General features: G+C 69.3%; 4 protein-coding genes. 1 reads left to right on the plus strand and 3 read right to left on the minus strand.

Features of this window, described 5'->3' with window-relative positions:
* Window positions 1-106: 106 nt before the first annotated feature.
* The 3 genes from CG747_RS49745 to CG747_RS23605 form a co-directional block, all read right to left on the minus strand.
* Window positions 107-2143, minus strand: a complete 2037-nt coding sequence (locus CG747_RS49745; protein WP_180985678.1) for a LysM peptidoglycan-binding domain-containing protein — start codon at window positions 2141-2143, stop codon at window positions 107-109.
* A gap of 251 nt (window positions 2144-2394) precedes the next feature.
* A complete protein-coding gene (locus CG747_RS23600) occupies window positions 2395-2883 on the minus strand; it encodes a hypothetical protein (protein ID WP_100603815.1) in 489 nt (162 codons plus the stop codon).
* 566 nt (window positions 2884-3449) lie between these two features.
* On the minus strand, window positions 3450-4376 hold the full coding sequence (locus tag CG747_RS23605; protein ID WP_257980656.1) for a D-alanyl-D-alanine carboxypeptidase family protein: 927 nt from the start codon (window positions 4374-4376) through the stop codon (window positions 3450-3452).
* Between the two features lie 280 nt (window positions 4377-4656).
* Here CG747_RS23605 and CG747_RS23610 point away from each other — a divergent pair, with 280 nt between their 5' ends.
* Window positions 4657-5673, plus strand: a complete 1017-nt coding sequence (locus CG747_RS23610; RefSeq protein WP_100603790.1) for a hypothetical protein — start codon at window positions 4657-4659, stop codon at window positions 5671-5673.
* Window positions 5674-6000 lie beyond the last annotated feature (327 nt).

Here is a 6000-nt window from a genome sequence, read left to right on the forward strand (position 1 = left end):
CTTGAGAGTGTTGAGACTTGCGCTTGCCTGCATCCATGCAACGGGCGGGCCCGCTGGACAGATGTCCGGCAGCGTGGAGCGATCCTTCGACGAACACGCTGGTCGGTCAGTGAAAGGTGAGGGTTTGGCCGGGCTGGATCAGGTGGGGGTTGTGGCCCAGGACGGCCTTGTTCCGGCGGTACAGCTCCTGCCATGACTCACCGTGCCCGCTGCCGATCCCGGCCAGGGTATCGCCGCGTCGCACGGCGTAGTGGTTGGTGTTCGGGTCGGGCTGGCGGCCGGGCGGGTCGGCCGGAGTGGGCTGGCCGGGGCAGGCGTTCGGGGCGGTCGAGGAGGGCCGTACCGGCAGGGGAGTCAGGGGGGTGCAGACGGGCGCGGCGAGGCCGACGAGTTCCACCATCCCCACGCCGCCGGTGGGCGGGATGATCTTCGACCAGTTGTTGGCCAGCCAGGCGTTGCCCGAGGCGTCTATCTGCACCGCGGTGAGGTGCTGGATCGCCTTGTTGCGGAAGCCCTGTGCGGGGGACAGCACGGTGCCGGTGGAGGCGCCGGGCGGGCAGGCCGCGGTGTTCGTGCCGCACAGCAGCGACACCGACGCGTTGCCGAAGCCGGCGACCCACACGCGGTCCTGCCCGTCGACGGCGACCGACCAGGGGAACACGCTGCGGGGCAACTGGTGGACGCCCGCGATGTTTCCATCGGGCCGGATCTCCGTGACCGTGCTGTTGAAGAGGCTGGCCACCCAGGCATTGCCCCTGGAGTCGAGGGCGATCCCCACCGGCCCTTGGAACGAACTGCTGCGGACGGACCTGATCGGCTTGAAGTCCCGGCCCATGATGGTGACGCTGCCACCGACCTTGCCCAGCGAACCGGCCTGCCGTGTCTCCATGAGCTGGTCGAAGTCGATGTGACTGTTGGTGACCCAGGCACGTCCACTGCCGTCGATCTGCAGGGCGAACGGATGGTTGAAGTCGCTGCCGGTGACGGTGAACGCCTTCGAGGGCGTGCCCTGCGGGTAGACGACGACGCTGCCCAGACCTGCCGCGCCCTTGAGGCCGTAGGAGTTGGCGATCCACAGGTTGCCCCGCTGGTCGACGGCGACACCCTGCGGATGGACGAGCCCACCGTTCTTCCACCCCGTGGCGGGCGACAGCGGGATTCCGGCGGCCGAGTACTTCACGATGGCGTTGCCCGCGTAGCTGGGCGCCCACACCGAACCGCCGTGGTCGATCGCCATGCCCCATGCCCCACCGTCCATGCCACCGCCGCGGATCGGGCTGCCCAGGGCCGGGTGGCCGGCCGGATCGAGCACGGTGACGAAGGGGCTGGACTTCCTGGTGCCGGGCAACCAGTTGTTGGTCGCCCAGGCATTGCCCTTGGCATCCAACGCGATGCGGCCCGGAGAGTAGAGGTCGGCTTCGGTGTGGCGCAGCGCCAGGATCCAAGCCTCGGGGGGCGCGGTGAGGGCCGGGGCGAATGCCCTGGATGTGCGTACCAGGGCTTGGAGACCGGCTGGGGACAGCGTCGGATGCTGGGCGAGGTTGAGGACCGCCTGCACGATGTCCGCCGGCATGCTGCCTGTCCGGGGCGTGGCCAGTCGCAGCAGCTGTGTGCAGCGCGGGGTGTCCGCGGCACAGACGGAGACCAGGTTGGCGAGTGTGTTCAGGGTGGCCAGGGTCTCGCCGTTGGCGCTGTCGCTCTTGACCACTCCTCCGGGCCGACCGGTGACCGGGTCGGCCAGGCTGAAGAAGGTCGCCGCGGCGTTCTGCAGTCCCGGACTCGGGCCGGCGATGCCGTGCCTGTCACTGAACTGGGCCAGGGCGTAGGTGGTGGCGACAGTGGTCAGTTCGTTGATCCGTACGGTGCCCACCGTCCGCGCGGGGACGCCGCCGCCCTCACCGACCCCCACCACGGAGCGGAGCCGGAGACGACTCCGGTCCGTGGCCGCGGCCTCCACGTACAGCACGCCGGCGGCAGGCTTGGCGTAGGAGATCGTGAAGGACCCGGTCCGGTCGGTAGTCGCCCGGCCGAGTTCCTTCACCCCCGAACGCGAACCCGCGAAGAGCGTGACATGGACGCCGTGCAGGGGCTTCCCCTCGCCGGTGACCGTGCCGTGGAGCGGGGCCGCCGCTGGAGCGTTCACGGCGCCGAGCGGGGCCGCCGGAACACAGACCGCGCTCAGCGCGACGGCAGCCGAGGCCAGGGGCAACGGCCCGGTCCACCTTCGTGCGCGGCGTGCCCTGGACCGTGTGGACCTGCGAGCGGGTATGCCTGAAGGACTCATCGCTTCGAACCATTCACTGTGTTTGGGTGGGTGTGGGTGGGCGGGTACGTGGAAGCGGCGCGTGCGGGGGAGGGCGTAGGGGAAGACCGGGTGGGGGCTGGCCGGTCGGGTCACTCCGCCTGACCGGCTGCGGCCTCCGTCGGCTCGGCCGGTGCGCTGCCGATCTCCGGAACCCGCAATGCGAACCAGCCGGCCCTGTGCCCGAACAGCCAGACCACGCCCAGATAGAGATCGGGACCCACTTGGCGCAACTCGTCGCGTACTCCGCGAGCGGCGAGGGAGATCCTGGAGTAGTCGATGACGATGCAGTCCCGGTCGTCCAGCAGACTCGGTCCCTTGTAGACCTGGGCCACGATGGCGAGAATGTCGAACGCGGTCAGCCGGTTGCTCAGATAGCCCTCGTGGTCGAAGACCTTCCCCCGCCACACGGCCAGCCGCACCAGGCGGGCGAGGGGCCGGGCCAGCCGGCTGCCTCCCCACCGGACGATGCCGGTTCCCTCCATCGGACCCGTCGGAACGGCGCCAGGGGAACTCTTGCGGAACAGCTCCAACAGCCCGGCATCGCCGGCCTCGAGCAGGTCCGTCTCACTGAGGGCCACGATCATCCTCCTGCACGTCGTCCAAGCCGCTGCTCGCGTTGTGCCGCTACCGCGCCCCGACGCCTTCCGGAACCACCGACAAGGCAGGCAGCTTCGGAGGCACAACGGAACCAGGGGCATGGAGTTGAGCGGGCCCCGCCGAACCCGGCCGAGTGCCACCGAACGGGATTGCCGTACGCGGCGGAAGAAGCGGTCCAGGACGAACGGGTGCTCCTTGGCAACCGATGGGGTTTCCGGCGATTGCCTTGATCCGGCGCCATCGCCGACCACGGCCCGGCTGCCAGCTCTCACCCTGGCCGCAGTCCACGAGGACCACCACCATGGCTAGGCCGAACGGCGGTCTGCCGGGCGGCGCCGGCGACCTGCCCGCCGCTGGGCCGCCCGGCTGCCGCGGTCCTGCCAGGCGGCTTCGCCCGCGACCGCGGACGGCACTGGCGCGTCGTCGAGACGGAGGGCGCCCAGACGCCGCCGTCGATGCCCGCTGGGTGCATGCAGAGCGCAGATCGCCTCGCGCGGCGTGCGACCGCAGTGGAGGTCGCACGCCGCGCGGGGCCGTCGGGAATGGATCAGTCGCGCTGTGCGCCCATCGGGAGCGCGCGCAGCTTCATGCTCTGCTCGGTGCGCGAACCGAATCCGTAGTCCAGCAGCTTCGCCGCGTCGGCGTACCGGTCGGCGCTGTTCAGCACAGTGCCGACGAGGGTCTTGCCGCCACGGGTGGCCGCGAAGACCAGGCAGTCGCCTGCCGGGGTGGTGGTACCGGTCTTGATCCCGATGACACCGTCGTACGAGCCGAGCAGCTGGTTGGTGTTGGTCCAGGTGTAGTAGCGGGTGCGGCCGTTGGCGGCAGGCGCTTCGCCCCTGTACTCCTTGGCCTTGACGACCGTACGGAAGGTGTCGTTCTTCATGGCGTACCGGGCCAGCTTGGCCAGCTCGGTCGGAGTGCTGGAGTCGGAGCCCGAGCCGTCGAAAGAGTTGAACTCCGTGTGCGGCAGGTGGAGATCATCGGCCTTGGCGTTCATCTTCGCGATGAACGACGTGGCGCGCTCGGCGCTGGTGGCGCCGGTACCGAAGGTGTCGGCGAGAGCGTAGGCGGCATCCGCGCCCGAGGGGAGGAGGGTTGCGTACAAAAGCTGACGCACAGTCACCTTGTCACCGGTCTGCAGATCCGCCGTGCTGGAACCGTGCTGAGTGACGTAGTCCCGGTACTCCTGCCGTACGGGAACCTGGCGCTCCAGGTCGACGCCCGTGGTGTCGAGCACCACGGATGCGGCCATGATCTTCGCCGTGCTGGCTATGGGACGGGCGGTGTCCGCGTCCTTGGCGAACAGCGTGTCGCCGCTGGTGTCGTCCACCAAGGTGGCGCCCTTGGCGGCGAGCGTCGGCTGCGGTTCGGGCTGGACGGGTGTCGCGGCCTGGGCGGTTAACGGGGAGAGGGCGAGCAGCGTGCCACCCGCGATGGCGCCTGTGCGCTTGATGAGGGTTCCGACAGTCAAGAGGACGCTCCATACCTGTACTGCTCCTTCCCGAACCCTGTGCCCGGAAAGGAGCAGTTGAACTGAGGTTTCCCCTCCATCAAACGTCATGGGTAACGGATTGTGTCTACTGGCCCCCCTTCCACCCCATTTCATACGCCCTGACGCCCCGTGAGGCCGCCTGTCACCCGCATCGCATCGCTGCGGTCCACCGCACGAACGATCCACGGCCTCCCGGAACCCGACGCGTACCGCGCAAATCGCCCCACGCCGTGATGCCGCCGTCCCTACTCTCGACGGTATGCCCTTACACACCACTGCGCCTCGCCCTCGCCGCCGGTTGCGTCTGGCGTTCGCCTTGGTCGTGCTGGCGCCACTGGTAGGTGAGTACCTCCTCGGCAACCAGCCGATCACCGCGCTGCCCGCGGTGCTGATGCTGGCGCCGATGTACGGATGCGGCGCGCTCCTGATCAGAGAGGGGGCGCGGCGGGCCGGTTGCGGCTGGCCGACGATGCTGCTGCTCGCGGCGGCGTACGCGCTGCTGGAGGAGGGACCGATCGACCAGATGCTGTGGAACCCTCGCTACGGCGGCGTCGACATGGGCCTGGCCTATGCGGATACCCATGTGCCCTGGATCGGCACGAGCGTGTCCCTGTTGCAGGACGTGCTGTCGATGCACACCGTCTGGAGCATCTGTGTCCCGATCGCGCTCGTCGAGATGTTCAGCGCGGACCGGACCCGGCCGTGGCTCGGCCGACCGGGGTTGGCCTTGACCAGCGTGGTCTTCGTGGCGGGTTCGGCGTTCCTGGCCGTCGTGCAGTACCAGAGTGGCAAATTCATTGCGTCGACGGCTCAGTTCGCGGGCGCGACAGCCGCGATCGTCGCTCTGATCACCGCAGCCTTCACGGTGGGACGGCACCGGCTGCCACCACGGAATGCGGCCACGCCCGCCCCATTGCCGGTAGGCACCGTGGCGTTCGCGGCAGGCAGCCTGTACTGGGCCCACGACACCCTGCTCCCCGACAGCGCGTCGCCCTGGCTGCCGGTGGCCCTCTGGTGCGTCCTGGCGGCCGGCATCACGGGGCTGTGCGCCCGCTGGTCGCGCAGCCCCGGATGGGGCCCGCACCACCGGCTGGCCCTGACCGCCGGCGCCTTGCTGACCTATGTCTGGCTGGGTTTCACACACGCGAGAGAGATGGACGTCCCGTACGGCACGGCGCTTGTGGGCAACGTGGTCTTCAGCGTGGCGGCCCTGGGCCTCCTTGGCGCGGCGATGGTGCGTCTGCGCAGGCAGACGCCTGTCCCGGAGGTCGGCTGACGGTCCCGTCCGTCAAGGGGGGCCGACCGCTGATGGACGGCGATGGTGAGAGTCCCCCGAGGGTGGGCCCCACTGCGAGCGCTTCGGCCCTCCCGCCCCGTCGAAGATCGACCGAGAGGCAGACGTTCCCAACTGCGGGCCATACGAACGTTGATGGAGCGCACGCACCGCCCGCGCGCAGATCCGTAGCCACGCCGAGCGGTGCCGCACCTTCAAAACGCGCTTCGCTGAGGTTGCCCCGAAGGTCCAGTGGTGCGTGATCGAGCAGTAGTGGCGTCAACTACCCGTTCATAAAACGGGATTGTGGTGTGGTGGGTGTTAGGTGGG

This window comes from Streptomyces sp. CB02959 (assembly GCF_002803155.1).
Lineage (GTDB): Bacteria > Actinomycetota > Actinomycetes > Streptomycetales > Streptomycetaceae > Streptomyces.

Excerpts from the sequence above, each read along its gene's own strand:
- CG747_RS23610 (WP_100603790.1), top strand. The coding sequence starts at position 4,657 with ATGCCCTTACACACCACTGCGCCTCGCCCTCGCCGCCGGTTGCGTCTG.